This is a genomic window from Streptomyces brevispora, assembly GCF_007829885.1.
Lineage (GTDB): Bacteria > Actinomycetota > Actinomycetes > Streptomycetales > Streptomycetaceae > Streptomyces > Streptomyces brevispora.
The window spans coordinates 666,909-684,998 of sequence record NZ_VIWW01000002.1 but is presented as its reverse complement, the minus strand read 5'-3'; the positions used below and the strand labels follow the sequence as shown (position 1 = coordinate 684,998).

16 protein-coding genes are annotated in these 18,090 nt (G+C 67.7%); 11 read left to right on the top strand and 5 right to left on the bottom strand.

Going from position 1 to position 18,090, the window contains the following annotated elements; all coding sequences use genetic code 11:
- Nucleotides 1-37 precede the first annotated feature (37 nt).
- The 4 genes from FHX80_RS32630 (at nucleotide 38) to FHX80_RS32615 (ending at nucleotide 4,336) form a co-directional block, all read left to right on the top strand.
- Complete coding sequence (locus FHX80_RS32630) at nucleotides 38-973, top strand: ABC-three component system protein (protein ID WP_145768056.1); 936 nt, start codon at nucleotides 38-40, stop codon at nucleotides 971-973.
- On the top strand, nucleotides 913-1,236 hold the full coding sequence (locus FHX80_RS36915) for an ABC-three component system middle component 6 (protein WP_411977560.1): 324 nt from the start codon (nucleotides 913-915) through the stop codon (nucleotides 1,234-1,236). Before FHX80_RS32630 ends, FHX80_RS36915 begins: the two co-directional genes overlap by 61 nt.
- Nucleotides 1,214-2,980: an ABC-three component system protein gene (locus FHX80_RS32620; protein WP_145768054.1), complete on the top strand. Its 1,767-nt coding sequence runs from the start codon at nucleotides 1,214-1,216 to the stop codon at nucleotides 2,978-2,980. The genes FHX80_RS36915 and FHX80_RS32620 overlap by 23 nt, the downstream gene beginning before the upstream one ends.
- 210 nt (nucleotides 2,981-3,190) lie before the next feature.
- Nucleotides 3,191-4,336, top strand: a complete 1,146-nt coding sequence (locus FHX80_RS32615; RefSeq protein WP_145768053.1) for an SMI1/KNR4 family protein — start codon at nucleotides 3,191-3,193, stop codon at nucleotides 4,334-4,336.
- A 166-nt stretch (nucleotides 4,337-4,502) separates the two neighbouring features.
- Here the strand turns inward: FHX80_RS32615 and tpg are convergent, their stop codons facing one another.
- From tpg to FHX80_RS32590, 5 genes are all read right to left on the bottom strand, one after another.
- Nucleotides 4,503-5,060, bottom strand: a complete 558-nt coding sequence (gene tpg, locus FHX80_RS32610; protein WP_145768052.1) for a telomere-protecting terminal protein Tpg — start codon at nucleotides 5,058-5,060, stop codon at nucleotides 4,503-4,505.
- 12 nt (nucleotides 5,061-5,072) lie between these two features.
- Nucleotides 5,073-7,280 (bottom strand): telomere-associated protein Tap, encoded by a 2,208-nt coding sequence (tap, locus tag FHX80_RS32605; RefSeq protein WP_145768051.1) that lies wholly within the window; start codon nucleotides 7,278-7,280, stop codon nucleotides 5,073-5,075.
- 520 nt (nucleotides 7,281-7,800) lie between these two features.
- Nucleotides 7,801-8,445: a hypothetical protein gene (locus FHX80_RS32600; RefSeq protein WP_145768050.1), complete on the bottom strand. Its 645-nt coding sequence runs from the start codon at nucleotides 8,443-8,445 to the stop codon at nucleotides 7,801-7,803.
- Nucleotides 8,442-8,966: an RNA polymerase sigma factor gene (locus tag FHX80_RS32595; RefSeq protein ID WP_145768049.1), complete on the bottom strand. Its 525-nt coding sequence runs from the start codon at nucleotides 8,964-8,966 to the stop codon at nucleotides 8,442-8,444. The genes FHX80_RS32600 and FHX80_RS32595 overlap by 4 nt, the downstream gene beginning before the upstream one ends.
- Nucleotides 8,963-9,244 (bottom strand): hypothetical protein, encoded by a 282-nt coding sequence (locus tag FHX80_RS32590; protein ID WP_031178603.1) that lies wholly within the window; start codon nucleotides 9,242-9,244, stop codon nucleotides 8,963-8,965. Before FHX80_RS32590 ends, FHX80_RS32595 begins: the two co-directional genes overlap by 4 nt.
- Nucleotides 9,245-9,538: 294 nt before the next feature.
- Here FHX80_RS32590 and FHX80_RS32585 point away from each other — a divergent pair, with 294 nt between their 5' ends.
- From FHX80_RS32585 to FHX80_RS32555, 7 genes are all read left to right on the top strand, one after another.
- Entirely contained in the window at nucleotides 9,539-11,035 is a 1,497-nt protein-coding gene (locus tag FHX80_RS32585; protein ID WP_244318731.1) for a TniQ family protein, read from the top strand.
- An 89-nt stretch (nucleotides 11,036-11,124) separates the two neighbouring features.
- Nucleotides 11,125-11,901: a TnsA-like heteromeric transposase endonuclease subunit gene (locus FHX80_RS32580; RefSeq protein WP_145768048.1), complete on the top strand. Its 777-nt coding sequence runs from the start codon at nucleotides 11,125-11,127 to the stop codon at nucleotides 11,899-11,901.
- The gene (locus tag FHX80_RS32575) at nucleotides 11,898-14,039 is read left to right on the top strand and encodes a Mu transposase C-terminal domain-containing protein (RefSeq protein ID WP_145768047.1); all 2,142 of its coding nucleotides are present in this window, start codon (nucleotides 11,898-11,900) and stop codon (nucleotides 14,037-14,039) included. The genes FHX80_RS32580 and FHX80_RS32575 overlap by 4 nt, the downstream gene beginning before the upstream one ends.
- Before the next feature lie 83 nt (nucleotides 14,040-14,122).
- The gene (locus FHX80_RS32570) at nucleotides 14,123-15,106 is read left to right on the top strand and encodes a TniB family NTP-binding protein (protein ID WP_145768167.1); all 984 of its coding nucleotides are present in this window, start codon (nucleotides 14,123-14,125) and stop codon (nucleotides 15,104-15,106) included.
- A 17-nt stretch (nucleotides 15,107-15,123) separates the two neighbouring features.
- Nucleotides 15,124-15,747 carry a hypothetical protein gene (locus FHX80_RS32565; RefSeq protein ID WP_244318730.1) on the top strand — a complete coding sequence of 208 codons (624 nt, stop codon included), beginning with the start codon at nucleotides 15,124-15,126 and terminating at the stop codon, nucleotides 15,745-15,747.
- 272 nt (nucleotides 15,748-16,019) lie between these two features.
- A complete protein-coding gene (locus FHX80_RS32560) occupies nucleotides 16,020-16,268 on the top strand; it encodes an IS3 family transposase (protein ID WP_145768046.1) in 249 nt (82 codons plus the stop codon).
- A 309-nt stretch (nucleotides 16,269-16,577) separates the two neighbouring features.
- Nucleotides 16,578-17,894 carry an MFS transporter gene (locus FHX80_RS32555; RefSeq protein WP_244318729.1) on the top strand — a complete coding sequence of 439 codons (1,317 nt, stop codon included), beginning with the start codon at nucleotides 16,578-16,580 and terminating at the stop codon, nucleotides 17,892-17,894.
- Nucleotides 17,895-18,090 lie beyond the last annotated feature (196 nt).

Below are 18,090 nucleotides of genomic sequence, written 5' to 3'. Positions count from 1 at the left end.
AGGGCTACTCTTTCCTCCTTGTAGGTGAGGGGGGTATATGCGGTACGAGCAGCGTGCCTATGCGCGGGTGAAGTTCCTTGAGCTCATGGCGGAGTTGTACGAGAACGAGTTCGAAGACTTCTTCCACCGGCTCATGTGCTCGAGATACCCAGACTTCCTGGATGTGCGCACCGCCGGCAGCCTGGGCGATATGTCGGCAGACGGTCTCACGCTGCATTCCCGCAAGTTGTATGCCTGCTACGCCCCGCAGACGGTGAAGCCGAGCAAAATCCGCAAGAAGTTCAACGGCGACCTGGCCGGTGCGCTCGCCAAGCGCAGCGGGCAGTTCGACACGTTCGTGTTCGTGCACAACGATCGACGCGGTGTTCACCCTGAAGTGACGGCGATGCTGTCCGAGGCGACGACCAGCACGCCGGCCCTGCTGTTTGAGCAAATGGGTAGCCGGCGCTTATGGCACGAGTGCATGCAACTGGACCAAGTGATAGCGGAAGACGTCCTCCGGTGCGAGATCCCGATCAAGGAGATGACGTTCGGAATCGGGATGGATGATCTTGAGCCTCTCCTGAAACAGCTTCAGGAACTCCGGACTTCCTCTGACCCGCTCATGCCTCTGCCAGACGTGCGCATCGAGAAACTGGACTTCAACCGGCTCGAAGGCGAAGCACGCGAGGACCTGCTCCGCGGGATGCGGCAGGCCCACCTCGTGGACGCCTTCTACGCGGGCAGTATGCGGGAGCTGGAACACGATGAGGTCGCGCGGGGCTTCCGCGTGTACTACGAGCAGGTTCGCAGACACTGGGCCGATCCAGAAGACGTGCTGTGGCAGCTCCAGATGTACGTACTGGGCAACGCGCAGCCGCAGCCGAAGGTGCTACGTGCCGCCCTCGTTGTACTCGCGCACTTCTTCGGGCGGTGCGACATTTTCGAAGCGCCTCCATCTGGCTGGCAGCCCGGGATCGGCATATCGGCGTGATCACTCCTACGAAGGGCATTGCGCCTGACCGGTGCCTACTCGCCGTCGGTGCCCAGGTCCTGTTGCAGCTGGACGAACCGCGGTCTGTCAGTCAGACATGGGCCCGGCTGAAGACCTGGCGGGCCAGTCACGGCCATGCCTCGCCCGTATCGTTCGGCTGGTTCGTCCTGGCACTGGACGTGCTCTACAGCATGGGAGCCATAGAGCTGGACCAGGACATCCTCGTTGCAAGGAGCATGCATGCTGCGCCGCTTGAGCGCTGACGACGAGCGCTTCAAAGAGGTGTCCTTCGTCGAGGGCCTGAACCTGATCGTCGCCTCCACCACAGCCTCCTCCGCAGACACTGACAGCCGCAACAGCGCTGGCAAGTCCAGCCTGATCGAGCTGATCCACTTCCTGCTCGGGGCCCGGGCCACAAACACCACACTCGCCATGAACAAGGCGCTGCGGCACATCACGTTCACCCTTGAATTGGACTGGCCGGGCCCGAGCGGTCCGCTCAAGGTCCGCCGCAGCGGCCAGCGTGCCGGCTTCGTGACGCTCGACGAGGACGTGACCGGGACGGACGACGGTGCCATGTTTCCCCGCACTGGCGCCGTAGAGCTGCCCGTGGAGCGGTGGACACAGCTGATCGAGCGGGACCTCTTCGGTCTGCGCGGTGACCATCCGGGCGTCAGCGGAAGGGTGCTGCTCTCCTTCCTCGCCCGGCGCATTTCGTCGCACGGCTTCAACGAGCCGACCCGTACGTTCTCCCGGCAGTCCGCCCCGGAAGCCGCCTCCAACCTCGCCTACCTGCTGGGCCTGGACTGGCAGCTCGTCGACGAGTACAGACAGCTGGCCGCCCGCAAGGCAACACGTGCCCAGCTGAAGAAGGCGGTCGATGACCCCGTGTGGGGGCGCATCGTGGGTTCCACCGCAGACCTCAGAGGCCAGATCACGCTGGCCAAGGCGCAGGTGGACCGGCTCCGTGCACAAGTTGCGGCCTTTCAGGTCGTCCCCGAATACGAACGCCTCAAGGACAGAGCGGACCAGGTCAGCCGACGTATCAAGCAACTGGCACAGGACGATGTGATCGACCAGCACAACCTCGAAGAGCTCCAGGCAGCCGTCACCGAGACCACCGACGTCGAAGTCGACTACCTCGAGCCCGTCTACCGAGAACTCGGCGTAATCCTCAACGATCAGGTCCGCCGGCGGTTCGAAGACGTGAAGACGTTCCACCACTCAGTGGTCCGCAACCGCCGACGCTTCCTGGAAGAAGAAATCGCCGAACTCACCGAGCGGCTTCAGTCACGCCGCTCGGAGCGGGCACGCTTGGGCGAGGACCAGGCCCGCCTCCTTCGAGACCTTGCCGAGGGAGGAGCGCTGGAGGCCCTGACGACCCTGCAGACCGCCCTCGGGCGTGAAGAGGCCGCACTCCAGGCTCTGCATCACCGCTTCGAAGCGGCTCAGACCCTCGAAGCGAGCGCCCGGCAGATCACCGCGAAGAGCGTGGAACTGCAGCAGGCGGTCGACACCGATCTCCAGGAGCGCCGTCGGCAGACCGACGAAGCCATCCTGCTGTTCTCCCACTACGCCCAGCGCCTCTATGGGGAAGGGCGCGAGGCATACCTCGCCATCGAAGCCGGCCGCAACAGCCTGACCATCACCCCGCGCATCGACAGCGACGGCAGCCGCGGAATCAGCAACATGGTCATCTTCTGTTTCGACCTGACCCTCGCAGTCCTGGCACACCGCCACGGCCGTGGCCCCGACTTCCTCATCCACGACAGCCACCTCTACGACGGCGTCGACGACCGGCAAGTCGCCGCTGCCCTGAAGCTCGCCGCCGAAGTCACCGTGGAGGAGAACCTGCAGTACATCGTCACGATCAACACCGACAGCCTCGGTATGGCCGCGCAGCGCGGCTTCGATCCCGAGCCTTACATCCGCAGCCCCCGTCTCACCGACGAACACGGAGACGGCGGTCTCTTCGGATTCCGCTTCAAAACGGCGGGCAAGAGGTAAACCGCCGTTACCCAGTCCCGGCGGAGCCTCTGTGACTGAGCGTTTCACTTGGCGAGTGAGCGCGTGAGTCGGTGACCGAACATCCGGTGCCCATGGCTTGGTGAGCCGGGACAAGGGACCGCTCGAATTTACTGGCCTGGACGCCAGCACGGCGGACAGGACCGGTGAGCGACGATCAAGCTGTCAGTGGCGGACTTTAGGGTCAGCCCTATGACAGCAGACCTGGTCCAGGCCTCATGGACTCGCATCGACGCGTGGCTGCGCGAGCACGCGCCCCGCACTTTCGCCACGCTACGGCCGCCCGCAGGGGACGCCGAGATCGCGGCAGCGCAAGAGCAACTCGGCGTCACCTTTCCTCCGGACCTGGTCGCTTCCCTTCTCCGGCACAACGGGGCGCTGGAGGGACCTGAGGCTTTCCAGTTCGACTCGGGCGACCGGCCGCTCGGATTGAGCGGAATCCTCGGGGACACCAGGTTCATGCGCGGCATCGACCAAGGCGCCGACGGGGAGACCGAGGGCTACTGGCTTCACGACTACGTGAAGTTCGGTTCATACGACGTGACGTCGGACGGCCTTCTGGTGGACTGCTGTACCGGGCGGGACTCCTTCGGCGCGGTCGGGCGGTTCTTCGACGAGACCGGCACCCGTTTCGGGGAGGCCGATTCGTTGGGCGAGTATCTGGCCGAAGAGGCCGACCAACTTGAGCGAGGCCAAGACGCCGGTATCGTCACGTTCAACGGTCGGCTGTTCCGGGAAGCCCCTCTGCCTGCCAGGCCGAAGTACAGTGCCGACGAGCTCCTTCCCGCCCCGGATGAGCCGCTGCCAGAGCTGGACCTGTCGTACAGCCCCTCCGACCTCCTCCACATGAGCTACCTGGACGGGCATGAGGAACTCGGTGCGCTGATCGCGACCCTGCCCTATGAGCGGGTGGTTGAGGCCGCGCAAAAGCAACTGCGCAGACTGGCGGTCGAAACGGGCCTGAACCACTACCCGGAGGTCGAGGCTGCCCTGAACGCATGGGAGCGCGGTGAGGCCCCGCCACGGCCAGACCAGACCGATCCGCTCGCCCTGCGCCTGCGCGCGGTACTCGCGCAGGCTGACACCAGCCGAGACCGCACTCTCAGGTGGGCCGCGGAGAAGATAGCTCTTGGAATCTGGGGGTCCCCCTACAGGTCCGTGTACGAGAGCGCGGAGATCCGGAACCACTTCACCCTCGACTGGCGTGCGGATCTCCATGCGGACCTGGGCAATCCGCCACTGCCACCGATACCTGACGACCGATTCTGGGGAGCTTTGAGCAACCCCGCCATCGACTCCAGTTGGTACGCAGCTCAGTACGCGCCAGACCGGAACTGACCCCAGGGTTTTACCTTCCGCGTAAGCACTTCGTCTGGCGAGTTGAGCAGGGGACCGATACGGCCCAGTCGTGAACACCGGCCGCTCCGGCCGCCAACTGGAGCGCTACTCGCCAGATGAAGTGCTCAGTCACACCTCGTGACTGACGGGACTCGCTGTTCGGGGTCTACAGGTCGAACTCGAGGTGCTCGATGTCCGTGAACCGGACCTCTTCCAGGCTTCCGGCGCGGCGGCCGCCGTCCTGGAAGTACACCTCCTTGAGCGCTTCGGCTGCGATCTCCTGGAGCTCCTGGTCGGTGGCGCCGGCCTCCTGGGCGTCGAAGAGGCGCGCGGCGTAGCGGGGCGGCAGGGCGACGGTCAGGTGCCGGATACGGTCCTGGTCCGTCGACCCGATCGGCGCGGTGTAGCCGAGGCGGGCGCGGGTGTCGACAACGATGCCGCCGGTCGTCGCCGCCTTCTGCCGGGCCTTGGCCCGGATCTGCGGCTGCCACCGGGCCTTCACCTCGCGCTCCAGGCGCGCGGCGAGGTCCGGTCGGGGCTTCTTGATCTGGTCCTTCACGTAGCGTTCGACGGTGCGCTGCGAGATCCGCAGCATCTGGGCGACCGCCTTCGTGCCGCCCAGCTGCTTGACCAGGTACCGCATCTGCGGGCCCGCGTTCTTGGGCGCCGGGCGGGTGAACGCCTTCTGCACCGCGGCGTCCAGGCCGTCCCCGAACAGGCTCATCGTCGCCTTCTCCTACTCTCCGTTGTCGACGTCGGTGACAGTGCCGTCCTTGATGTACCGGGCGAGGTTGAGGTCCGGGGCGTTGAACCGCTCGCGGACCTCTTCGCCCCAAAGGACGCTCTGGGTTCCCTCGTGCTTGACCAGGCCGGGGTTGATGCCGAGCTTGAAGCCGCCGGGTAGCGGCTTGCCGTCGCGGTAGGGCAGGAAGTCCAGCGGGCTGGTGCCGTCCGCCGCGTAGACGACGCAGTCGGACAGGACCGCGATCGGGTATTGGCCCGTGAAGGCGGCGTGCTTGACGATCTTGCGGTGCAGGTTGATCCGGGTGCGGGAGATGACCGCCGCGCGGATGTCGGGGCGCCACGTCGGGCGGGACAGCGCCCGCCACGGCTCGCCCGACCGCCAGCCCTCACCGCGCGGGCGCTCGCGCAGCTTGCCCAGGCCGCCCTTCACCGTCGCCTTGACCGCCGAGACGACGATCGCCAGCTCCGGGTCACGGCCGCGGTAGCCGTCCATCGCGGCAATGAAGTCGGCCGGCGCCAGGTCGGCGTCGACACCGAGGTCGGCCATCGTGGCGAGGTACGCGTCGCGCAGCCGCTGGTACCAGCCGTCCAGGTAGCGTCCGTTCTCGTACCGGACGTACGCCTCGACCGGCGCAACGTCGTAGCCGAGCTCCACCGCGTACGCCACGGTCGGCGTCGCATACCAGGCCGGACCCTCGGGGCGCTCACCCTTCGGCGTGAACGGGCTGGGCAGCAGACTCGCGTCCAACTCCACCCACTTGTCCTTGCCGACCTTCACCCGCGACAGGTCCACATGGGACAGGTCAACCAGCCAGGAGCCAGGCAGCTTCGGGTCGAACACCGGCGCCTTCACGTGCGTCGACTCGCCCAGGCCGACGATCAGACCGTTGGCGCCGGCGGCGAAGGCCATGTTCACGTCGATGCCGACCAAGTGCCGCAGGGTGCACTCGGCATCCGTCATCGGCCGCGCCCAGTCGTACGCCTCCTCGAACAGCTTCTCCACCGGGCCGCGGACGTGGAAGCGCGGCAGGTCCTTCAGCAGCGGGTGCCCGTCTGGGGCCTCGCACGGCGCACAGTCCACCGGATCCTTACCCAGCGAGCCGGGGTTGTGCTCAGAGTGCCGCTTGCCCTCAATGTCCGGCTCGGAGGCGCGGGTGGGCGGATGCAGCGCGGTCATCAGCTCCAGACCGGTCACTGCGGTCGACCCGCGCGGCGTCATCACGCGGGACGCGTACACACCCAGCACACTGGCAAGTTCCGCAGGAGGGAGCTGAGCTGCCTCGCCCCAGTGCCGGATGTCCAGCGCGTTCCACGACGGGATGCACAGCTGGACGCAGGCCCGCTCCGAACCGGTCGCGGGACGGTAGATCCTCGCCCACGGCCCGAACCCCCGCTTTGTGAGCTTCCATTCCGCTCGCACCAGTTGCCTTATTACCTTGTGGCCCTCCGAAATCCGTCCGGCGAGCCGCTCTTCGTCGGTAAGGGCGACGGGCAGGCCGTAGCGCTCCAGCGCCGATTCGGTGAGCACGAGCAACGGGTCGGCATCCTTGCCCGGCCCAGACAGCTTCGGCTGCCCCAGCTTCGCCTCGCGCAGCGTCCAGTCCACCAGGGCCGGGACCGACTTGGCGGGCACGTCCAGGACCAGCCCGCCGACGCAGTACGCGTGTGCCTGGCCGTCGGCGTCAACGTCAATGACGGCGAGCGGTCCGTTCTCGAACCGCGGGTCGGTGCTACCGGCGGGGGCAGCCGTCCGCGCGGGCGGGCGGCGCGATGTCGGCCTGGTCGTGGCCGCCGAACGCGGTACCGCGGCAGGGCGCAGTGCGATGTTCTCGGAAGCAGGCTCCAGGATCGGGCCTGTGGGTTCGGTGCGGGCTTTGGCCGGTTCCGCTCGCGTTGACGCTGGAACGGCTGGGACGGCAAGCGACTCGGGTACCGCCGTGTCCGTCGCGACGTTGGGGTCGGCGGGGTAGAGCTGGGCAAGTTGCTTGAGCATGCGGGCGTAGGCGTCACGCTCCGGCGGCCGCGGCTCGGTCTTGCCGGATTCCCAGCCGCTGGCCGTCGCCCGCCGCACCTGCAGTGCAGTGGCCACCTCGTCCAGCGTCAGGCCATGTGCCTGGCGCAGCCGCCTGCGCTCTGCCGGGGGCGGGAGTGGGGAACGGGACGCAATGAGCGCGTCAACCGCGTCGAACAGCTCGGACATACAGAACCTCCTGCCCCCGACCCTAGCGTGAAGCGCACATAGCGCGTACGAAACGCGTACGGATAGCGTTCACATCTTGATCCCGTGTAGCGGGGCAGCGGCTAGGACTAGCAAGAGCTCGCCAAGAACCCGGCGGTGGTTGTTGTTTGGTGAGCCCCTGGCTTGGCAACAGCGTAGAAACCAGAGTTGGGCGAGGCTCGCACAGTTGGCCAGGACGCTTCGATGCTGGTGGGTGTAAGTCGTACCGCGCCCGCAGCAGCGCCTCCCAGCTGACGTCGCACCAACCGGGGACTGAGTCAGCGGTCCCATATTCAGTGACAAGTACTCGATCCAGCCGCGACTGACGGAGGGCTCCGTGAGTCGACTTACGGAGCCATGGGTAATGCAGTGGCGGCCCATCCCCGTGGGCGCGGGGATGGGCCGCCACTTCAACGAGTCGTCCGGCCTTCTCGCGTGAAGGCCTCATGGAGGCTGGTCTACAAAGACTCTCCCGTCTGTGGGCGCGTGACGCGCTGTCGTGTCAGCACCATGGGCCGCCGGTGGTGTGGTCCAGGTGCGCCAGGAAGTCCTCAATCTCACGCACGAGAGCTTGTGTTGCTTCAGACAGGCCGGATCCGGCTTCCCCCAATGCCCAGCCGACCCTGTCTGCAGCAACGCGAGTACCGGCCGACCGGCACGCAAAGCCACTCACGAATGATCTGAAAGACTCCTCAGCCTGTTCTTTCCCGTGTCCGCAGCATGCCGATAGGCTTTCTTGCCTCTCGGCGTCAAGGATATGAAGATAGTCCCGCGCATCCTCGTCACCCTTGAGTGCTGCCCTTTCCCACCAGATTCGCGCCACATCATCCCTGTCCAGGAACTCAAGGATTTCTGCTACGCGTCGTGTTTCCTGTGGTGTCGCGGAATCATCGATTTCCTTTTTCAGGAGAGTACGCAGTTCACGGACCACGCCAATTCGATGGTTTCCGCCTCCGTTTTCCAGGTCGGCGGCGGAGGCCGGGGGCCAGCCCGAAGGCCGGCCCCCCTCCGCCTGGACAGAGTCCTCACCGATCCGAGAACTCCTGGAAACCGCCTGCTCGGAGCCTTCAAGCAGGAGCCACAGGGCGAGGAGCCGGATGGCTCCCCGCTCCTCGGGCTGGTGCGTCCAAGCGGACAGGTATGTCATGCGGTGGCCTCCTCGCTGTGTTCGTTGATGGACTTCTTCAGGTTGTTGGCGGCGGCTTTGATGTAGCGCTTCACCGACTCCTCCTTTATCTGGAGGCGCTGTGCAACCACGGCAGGGCTGAGGTCCTGCAGAACACACAGGGTGATGACCTCGCGCTGCCGTTCAGGAAGGCTGGCGACGAGTTCGTCGATGCCTTCCTTAATCATTTCGTAGGCGGCCTCGGGGATGCCGATGCCTGATTCCGTTTCGGGCAGTTCATGAACCGGTACCGCGACCATCCGCTTGTTCCGACGAAACTGGTCGATGACCGCCCGTTTCACCGCGGTGCGGCCGTAGGCGGTGAGCGACCCCTCTTGCGCAGAGATCGTCGCCCACCGCCGGTACATGTTCAGGTAGACGTCCTGCACAGCGTCTTCTGCGCTGTGCAGGTCGCCCGCCTCGACCCGGGCCAGTCGGGAGAACGCCTCAATGGTCTCGAGGACGAAGGACTCGAAGTCCGCTCCCGGAGCGGCCTCGCTCACGCAGCCTCCCGCGTGGCGATGGCCCGATGGCCTGCCGGGTCAGCTGCGTCCTTGCGGAACAGCCAAGCCGGCCGCCCCTCCTCGAAGCGGGCCGCGGCGCCGCCGTCGGGCAGGGACTGCGCCATCGCGACCATGGTGGCGCGCTGCTCGCGCTCCGTCCGGGTCTCGATGTACGCCTTCACAAGCATCTCCACGACGCCCTTGGCGCGGCGCATCGCGAAGAACAGCAGGAGCAGCAGGGGAACCCCGCCCGCTCCTGCCCAGTACGACCAAGTCATCGACCAGGCCTCCCAGTAGAAACGAACTCGTTGATGAAGGCCCAAGGGCCTTCACTCCCTTACACGCCGCCGGAGGCCAGATCCGGATGCCGATGGCCAAGATCTTTTCCCAACTCCCCCTGCCCCCCGACCTGTCGCATCGTCTTCGCAGGTCACAGGGGTAGCAGGAGGTGACAGGAAAAACGGGCTGAAGGTGGCCCCGTCGAGTGGAAGTGACGGCCCCGGGAGGACGGGGCGCCTGGGCATCCGCTGCAAAAGCGCCCGCCGGGACGGCGGACACGAGACCGTGGTGAAGTGACCCATCATCCCGGCCTGCTGCGGACAGTTCCCCTTCAGGGGGAGACGACCTCGTCGCTGATCTGCCGCATCGCGGGCCGTTACGGGATGGAAGCGAAGGTGTTGCGGTCGTGCTGGCATTGGCGCAACTACCCGCCGGGGCACGACGGCGGGGGCACGCGGGCCGACGCCGAGGTGCTGCTGAACACGCCCGGACGGCAGCTCCTGGCAGGCATGTGCGGCGTCGAGGAAGACGTGCTGGCGCGGGCGTTGCCGTCCTGGGGACAGCAGGACGCCAAGCTGTCGGCCGGAAAGAACGGCGTGCCGGCGGCCGCGTGGCGGACCGGGGGCGCGGTCGCCGGGCCGGTCGCCTTCGGCTGCCGTCTGTGCGCGGCCCGGCGCACGGGGACGGCCGTGCGGGTGGTGCGGTACGCGCCGCGATGGGAGCGGGTGTGTGTCCGGCACGGGCGGTGGCTCCTGGACGCCGACGCCGACCAGCCTCTTGAGTATCTGGACGTACAGGGTGTGCCGGAAGTGGCCGCGGCGCAGCGGCGGTGGACTGGTGTGGCGCGGCGGGCGGTACGGGCTGGAGCGGAGCCGGAGAGGGTGTTCGCTCTGGCTTATGCGGTGGTGGCCCGGTGGTGGGAGCAGGCCCTGCACTGGGAGCGCGAGGCGGTCTGGCCTCAGCGGCTGCACCAGGTCGCGGGCGGCAACGCCGGGACGGAGCTGGAGCGGTGGCGGATCGTGGGCCGGGACGCGGCCGTCTTCCCCGAGGTGGTGGCCGTGGCCGACGCGCTCCTTGACCCGGCGATGGCCGAGCTGGTGTGGAGGGACAGCGGTGCCGGGCGGCCGCGGGCGCTGCCCTCCAACGGGGCGTTCTGCCGCCGACTCGGTGAGCGCGTCGGGCGGGGGTGGCTGGGGCCGCTGGCGGCGACCGACTACGGCGGCCCGCTGACCTCGTGGATGGGCGCCGTCATCCGCATCCGTCGTGGCGCCGGCGGCCCGCCCGGCTACGACAACGATCCGTGGTGGCTGCGCCAGGAACACCAGCCCGCGACCATGGCCGGACAGTTGCGCGTCCTGTCCAAGGAACGCAGCGTGCCCGGCTCGGGCACCACGTGGCGCTCCGCGGTGCCGGCCGAGCAGCGGGCGCTGATCAGCAGCCTGGTCAACGACGCCGAAGAACAGCTGACCCAGCTGCGCGGCGCCCAGTACGGCAAGACCGCCGACGCCGCGCAGCAGTTGCTGGGCAACCTCGGCCATGCCGCCACACTGATCGAGCAGGCCGTACGGGAGAGCGCAGCAGCAGCCCTCGCGGCGGGGATGGCGCTGGAGGATCTGGCGCGCTGGGCCCGTCTGCCGGCCGATGTCCTGGCCGAGGCACTCGCGGACCAGCCGCAACGAGCGGCCAGGAAAGGAGCGGTGAGCAAGTGTCAGGAGGCAGGCAGGCTCTGCACGGGCCGCGATCCGCAGGGCACTACCTCATGGCCCGGCACTCGTGATCAAAATCCGTGAAGCCGCCCGCCGCACCGGCAGGACGGGCTTGACTGGGGCGCGTGGGCAGCAAGGACGCAGCGGTCGCAGCAGGTGGCCGCTCACAGCGCATGCAGACGGATACCGGATCCGAGTGGGAGGCGGTCTTCGTCGATCCTCTCGGGCAGGTGGTGCAGCAGCGGTGGGCGGACGCGGTTCTCGCGGTGGCCTTCGAGGAGTTGGAGCCGGTGTCGGCGTTCCCGGTGGTGCCGGGGCGGCGGTGGGGTCCTGGGCAGTGGTGGTCGGCCACGACCGGCCGGCATGTGGCCTGCGGGTCGGCCGCGATGCGGGCGCAGCTGACGGTGCTGGACCGCGACCCCGAGGTGGTCGGCCTGGCCGGGCGGCCGGTGCGTCTGCTGTGGCGGGACGCGCGCGGCCAGGTCCGCTCGTGGGTGCCGCAGCTCTTCGCCCGCCACCGCGACGGCACCGCCCTGCTGGCCGACTGCCCCAACCACCTGGAGGCCGGCGGCGAGCGGGCGCAGCGTGCTGCGACGGTCCTTGAGGCGGCGTGCGCGCAGGCCGGCTGGAGCTACCGGCGCCTTGAGCCGCTGGAGAAGACGCTTTCGGCGAACCTGAAATGGCTGGCCGGGTACCGCCACCCCCGCAACGCCGGCCATCCCCGTCTCGCGGCCGCCCTGCGTGAGGTGTTCGCACAGCCGCAGCCGCTGATCGAGGGCGTCGAAGCGGTGGGCGACCCGATCGAAGTCCTGCCCGCCGTCTTCCACGCCCTGTGGCACGGACACCTCACCGCGCCCCTGGACGTACCGCTTAACGAGCGGGTCCTCGTCAGCACCGGCGCCGGCGGTGCGAACGGCCACGGCGGCCCGGGCAGCGGGGAGGGGCAGTGAGCGTGCGGCGTGGCGGCCGGACGGTGCTGCAGGTCGGAGCGCACGTCCGCTTCCGTGACCGCACCTGGCAGGTCATCGCGGTGGCGGGGCAGCAGGTCCACCTCGCCGGTGAAACAGGCGAAGACGAGACGGTCGTGGCCGGACACCTGTTCGCCGACCCGTCCTTCACCATCGTGGGCGCCGAGATGCCCCAGGCCGTAACGCAGTGGGGTCTGTTCGAAACCGCGCCCGAGGACGCGCGGCGCAAGGCACTGGCCTGGCAGCGGCACATCCGCGAAGTGGAGACCGGCCTGCCTGGCGGGACGGACAGCGACGAGATGCCCCGGGCCGAGTACGACCCCGACCGGTTCACCCTCGCACAGCGCGAGGAGGCCAAGGCCGCGGAGCTGACCGCGATCGGCTTCGGCCCTGTCTCCCGGACCACGGTGCAGCGCATGCGCCTGGCCTACCGCAAGCAGGGACTGTGGGGGCTGGTCGACCACCGCACCACCCGTCGGCCCGTGCCTACCGGGCGCACCGACGAACGCGTCATCGCCGCCATCGAGGAAGCGCTGCGCCGCCAGCGCGGCCGTTCCAAGGGCACCGTCAAGGGCCTGATGCCCCTGGTCACACAGATCCTTACCGACCGGCACGGCCGCGGCACAGTGCCCGCCCCCTCCCAGGCCACCTTCTACCGGCTCGTCCACCAGCTCGCCGACCCCTCCGAACACCCCCACCGCCCCGCCCGTACTCTGCCCTCCCCGGCCGGCAGACGGGCGTTCACTCCGACCGTGGCGCTGCGGCCGGGCGAGCAGGTGCAGGTCGACACCACACGGCTGGACGTCCTGGCCGTCTTCGACGACGGCACCACCGGCCGACCCGAACTCACGATCGCCATAGATGTCGCCACCCGCGCCATCCTCGCCGCGGTCCTGCGCCCGGCCGGCACCAAGGCCGTCGACGCGGCCCTGCTGCTCGCCGAGATGGCCGTCCCGCACCCGGCCCGCCCCACCTGGCCCGACGCCCTGCGCCTCGCCCACACCCAACTCCCCCAGCTACAGCGGCTAATGGACCTGGACGAACGCCTTCAGGGCGCAGCCGCCCGGCCGGTCGTGGTGCCCGAGACGATCGTCGTGGACCGGGGCAAGATCTACCTGTCCACGGCGTTCAGCGCCGCCTGCGAAACCCTCGGCATCAGCGTCCAGCCCACCCCGCCCCACGCCCCCGCCGCCAAAGGCATCGTCGAACGCACCTTCGGCACCATCAACGCCCTGCTGTGCCAGCACCTGCCCGGCTACACCGGCTCCAACGTCACCCGCCGCGGACCGGACGCCGAACACGAGGCCTGCTTCAGCGTCGCCCAACTGCAGGACCTGCTGGACGAATGGCTGATCCACTACCACCACCGCCCCCACGAAGGCCTGCGCCACCCCACCCTGCCGAAGAAGGCTCTCACCCCGAACCAGATGTGGGCCGCGCTCATCGCCGTGACCGGCTACGTGCCCCTCCCCTTGAGCGGCAGCGACTACCTCGAACTGCTGCCGGTGCGCTGGCAGGCCATCACCGAACGCGGCATCCGCATCGACCACCGCACCTACGACCACGATGTCCTCGCCCCCTACCGCGGCCAGCCCTCCCCCGTCACCGCGCGCGGCGGCAAATGGGAAGTCCACACCAACCCCCACGACGCCCGCCAGGTCTGGATCCGCCTGCCCGACGGACACCTGACAGAGATCCCGTGGATCCACCGCGACCACATCCACCAGCCGTTCAACAGCGCCACCTGGCAGCACATCAAAACGATCACCACCCGCCACAGCGACCGCGACACCCACGAAGCCGACCTCGCCGACGCCCTCGACCAGCTCATGCGCCGCGCCCACACCGGCACCGCCACCCCCGGCGAACAGCGCCTGATCACCCGCGCCGCACCACTGAAAACACCCCCGCCCGCAGCCGGCACCCGCCCTCCCCACGATCCGGCCCCGCAGGCCGACGCCTGGGACGACGACAGCATCGACGACCTCGACGACCAGCCCGACGAACCAGAACAGGCCGACAGCGAAGACGAACTCGGACCCGGCGACACCAGCGACGTGCCCGTCCCGTACACCGGACTCGGCCTCTACGACCCCGCCCAGGAAGCCCTCAACTGGTGACCAGCCCCGCACGCAACCACCACGCCCCCGCCGACACCGAGGCACCGCTGCCCGGCACGCACACAGTCGAGCCGGAGTGGCCGATCACCACCTGGCAGGGCTGGCAGCACTTCGCCACCACCCCACCCCTCACCCCGCCACAGCAAGGCGACACCCCACGCAGCACGGAAGAACGCCTCGCCTACCACTCCGCGTTCGTCACCGTCCGCACCCCCGCCATCAACACCCTCGCCACCCAGGTCCGCACCCTCATGCTCCTCGGCCGCCACCAGCAGACCACCGCCCGGCCCTCACTGATCGTCACCGGCCCCGCCGCGGCCGGGAAAACGACCGCCCTCCTCGAAGTCGGACGCACCTGCCACCTCGCCCACACCCGCAAACACCCCGCCCCGCCCGGACGCACCCACCAGCAGATACCGGTCGCGTACCTGCTGGTGCCGCCCGGCGCCACCGCGAAAACCCTGGCCACCGAATTCGCCCGCTATCTCGGCATCCCCGTCACCACCCGCATGACCCAGACCCAGATCACCGAGGCCGTCTGCCACACCTACACCGCCGCCGGCGTCCGCCTGGTCCTCATCGACGAGATCCACCGCCTCAACCCGCGCACGACCACCGGCGCGGAAGCCGCCGACCTGCTCAAAGACCTGACCGAACGCATCCGAGCGACCTTCGTCTACACCGGCATCGACGTCGCCTCAACCACGCTGTTCGCCGGAGTACGCGGCGCCCAACTCGCTGGCCGCGCCAGCCTCATCACCTGCGGCCCCCTCCCTGCCCGCCACGGAAACACCCGCCCCTTCACCGACCTCATCACCGACATGGAGAACGCCCTCGACCTCACCCAGCACACACCCGGCGCACTCCCCCGCCACGCCGCCTACCTCCACCAGCGCACCGCCGGCCGCATCGGCAGCCTCTCCCGCCTCATCCGCCAAGCCGCCATCACCGCCATCTGCGACGGCACCGAACGCATCACCAAGAAAACCCTCGACGCCATGCAACTCGACCACCTCGCCGAAGAAGCCAGCCGCCCCCGCACCCGCCAACCAGCCAGAACGGCATGATGCGGAGGTGAAGAAGAGTGCTGACACGCCCGCTGACGAGGCCTTCGCTGCTCTCTGCGGCCGAACATGGGAACATCCTGGTCCCCGCCCGCGCCGGCTACCTGGCAGGCGTCTCACCCCACTACGACGAGGTCTTCCACGACGTCGCGCAGCGAACCGAGCACATCGGCAGCCTCGGCAAGACGGACATCGCAGCCCTGGTCGTCTGGAAACGGCTCTCCGCACAAACCCGCTGGGTGACAGAACTGATGTCCCTGCCCGACACCCAGGTCCGAGCTGTCACCGAACGGGCCGTCACCGCCGTCCGCGACCACACAGTCCCGCGCAGCGAGGCCGCCCGCACGGGGCGCGGCATCATCTGGGAACTGCCCGGCTTCCGCACCGGCGACGCCCTCGCCTCAGCCATCCTCACCGCAGCAGCACCGCACCGGATGGCCGTCTACGACCGCCGCGTCCAACACGCCCTCGACACCCTCGGCCTCACCCTCACCCCCACACCGGGACGCTACGGCCGCTACCTCCAACTCCTCGACGACCTCATCGAGCACGGCGCAGCGCACGCTGCCGGCTGGACAGCACGCGACATCGACACCGCCCTGTACTGGACCGGCGCCAACCCCCACCTGACAGCAACGGCATAGCCCACCAGCAGACCCCGACCATGCAGCAAGCCGCTGACCAGCACAAACCCGCTCCTATCCTTTAGATACCGGAGCCCATCACCAACACCCCACCACCGTTATCAACGAACTCCCAACGACCGCAGGCCAGACGCCCCATCACCACTGCCGCCAGCTTCCCGTAAACACCGGAATCGTTCTCAGGGAACCACCAACTCCCCAGCTCAAGCAGCCCTCACCACACCAACTACATACCGACCGATGGCATCCGCACCGAAATACGCAAGTTGCGCATGCGGCAGTCGATGGGGCATGTCGGCTCTTGTTACGATAATGCCGCCGCGGAAAGCTGGTTCGCCATCCTGAAAGCGGAGATCGGGACGACCGTGTGGGAGACCCGCGAGGCTGCCCGGGCCGACGTTTTCCGCTACGTCGAGGTCGAGTACAACCGCAGCCGGCTCCGTCGGCACCCTGACTATGGGTACGTCACCCCGCTCGAAACGAGATCCCTGCTCAGGCAGGACCTCGCCCCGGCAGCGTAAGCATCCGCTGTCCAGCTCGCGGGGGGAACTTCACACTGTTCCACGCCGTCGCCTGTGACCGCGAGAAAACGGAACTGGCAGACATGGTGCAGAACTTGGTAACCGAGTGCTCGCAACATGGTGATCAACGGATGTACCGTGCCGTGATCTCTGTCGTTGCGAACCGAGTTACGATCCCGCCGATGGTCCAGCCGACCGATGGCAAGAAGACCGCCGAGACAACCGACCCCGAGCCCTTGCTCGCCGGATTCGCAGCACTCGGCGGGCATTGGCGGAGAAGATGAACGGCCAAAGACGGCGAGAGAGAACATGAAGATGAAAGTCCCCGGCGCGATACGGATGCCGCGCGTCTTCGGGCTGTTCTACGCGTCCTTCGCCATCTCGATGATCGGCGATTCATTCCGTCTTCTGGCTGTCAACGTCTGGTTGTTCGAAACCACCTCCGGTTCGATCGGTGCCCGGCTGCTCGTCGTACTGCTCGCCACACTGCCGGGCATGCTGCTCGGCGGGATCTCCGGTGTCATCGCCGACCGCTACGACAAGTACACCGTGCTCGTGGTGGCGGATCTCGTCCGCTTCGCCGTTGGCCTCGGCCTTGCCTGGTGCGCCGTCACGGAGAACGCAGCAGGGGCGCTCGTACTGGTCGCAGTAGGAAACGGCATCGCGGTATTCTTCTCCTCGTCCTCGTTCGCCCTCCTGCCCAGACTCGTGCCCGCAGACCGGCTGCCGCGTGCCAACGGCATGATGGAAACCGGCCAATGGGTAATGCAGATCGTCGGGCCATCGCTGGCCGCGGTGACACTCGCCTTCGGCGGCGCCGGCCGCGCCTTCCTCTTCGACAGTGCCACCTTCGCCGTCTCGGCAGTCATCCTGTGGGTCCTGCGACGAGAACTGACCGCAGCCCCGGCCACGGTCAATATGGGCACCGATAGGGACGACGTACCCGAGGCAGCCGACTCAGAAGGCGCCAAGGACGCGAAGCCCTGGGCGGACTTCGTCGACGGCATCCGGATCATCCTGCAAAGCCAGCCAATCCGCTCACTACTGCTCGCCTCGTACGGGGTGGCCTTCCTGACTGCTTGCACCAACTACGGGCTCATCTTCCTCATTGCCCGGACGTTGGCGTTGGGCCCATCCTCGCTCGGCTACATCTACTCCCTCAACGGCGCTTTCGCCGTGATGGCAGCCGTAGCGGTGACCGCCCTGGCAAAATCCACCTACCTCGGCAGGATCATGGCCCTGTCCATGCTGGGGCTATGTGTCGCCCAGGTGGTCATCGGCATCGCGCCGAACGTCTACGTGCTGGGTGTTGGCGTTGCGATCAGCGCCCTGTCCAACGCGCCATACAACGTCGCAGTCAGCTCGCTCTACATGAGCAGAATCCCGACCGCATACCTTGGGCGGGTTGAAGGCATCGACACGATGGTCGACAACTTTGCCAATGTACTCGGCTTCATCGCTGCCTCGTTGGCCGTCCTGTGGTGGAGTCCGCGAGGAATCTTCCTGGTATCAGCCCTGGCCGTGGCCCCATGCGTGCTCATTGCATTCCTCAGGGTGGCCCCAGCCAGTCGGGGCCCGGAAGCGCCGCCACACGGCGACGTCGAGGACATCGAAGTGAAGGCATAGAGCTCGTAACACGATCATGAGTGACAGCGGCCAGTTGGAATTCCCCACCGGCGGCCAGATAGGGGAGCTATCTGGCCGGCGACGATCGCGCAGCGTGCGGGGTTGTCTATGCGGTACGGGTGAGATCCATGATCCAGTTGGTTCGCCAGGTGGCTCCGCCGTCGTAGGAGAACGCTTGCTCCCAGCGCGGGCCGTC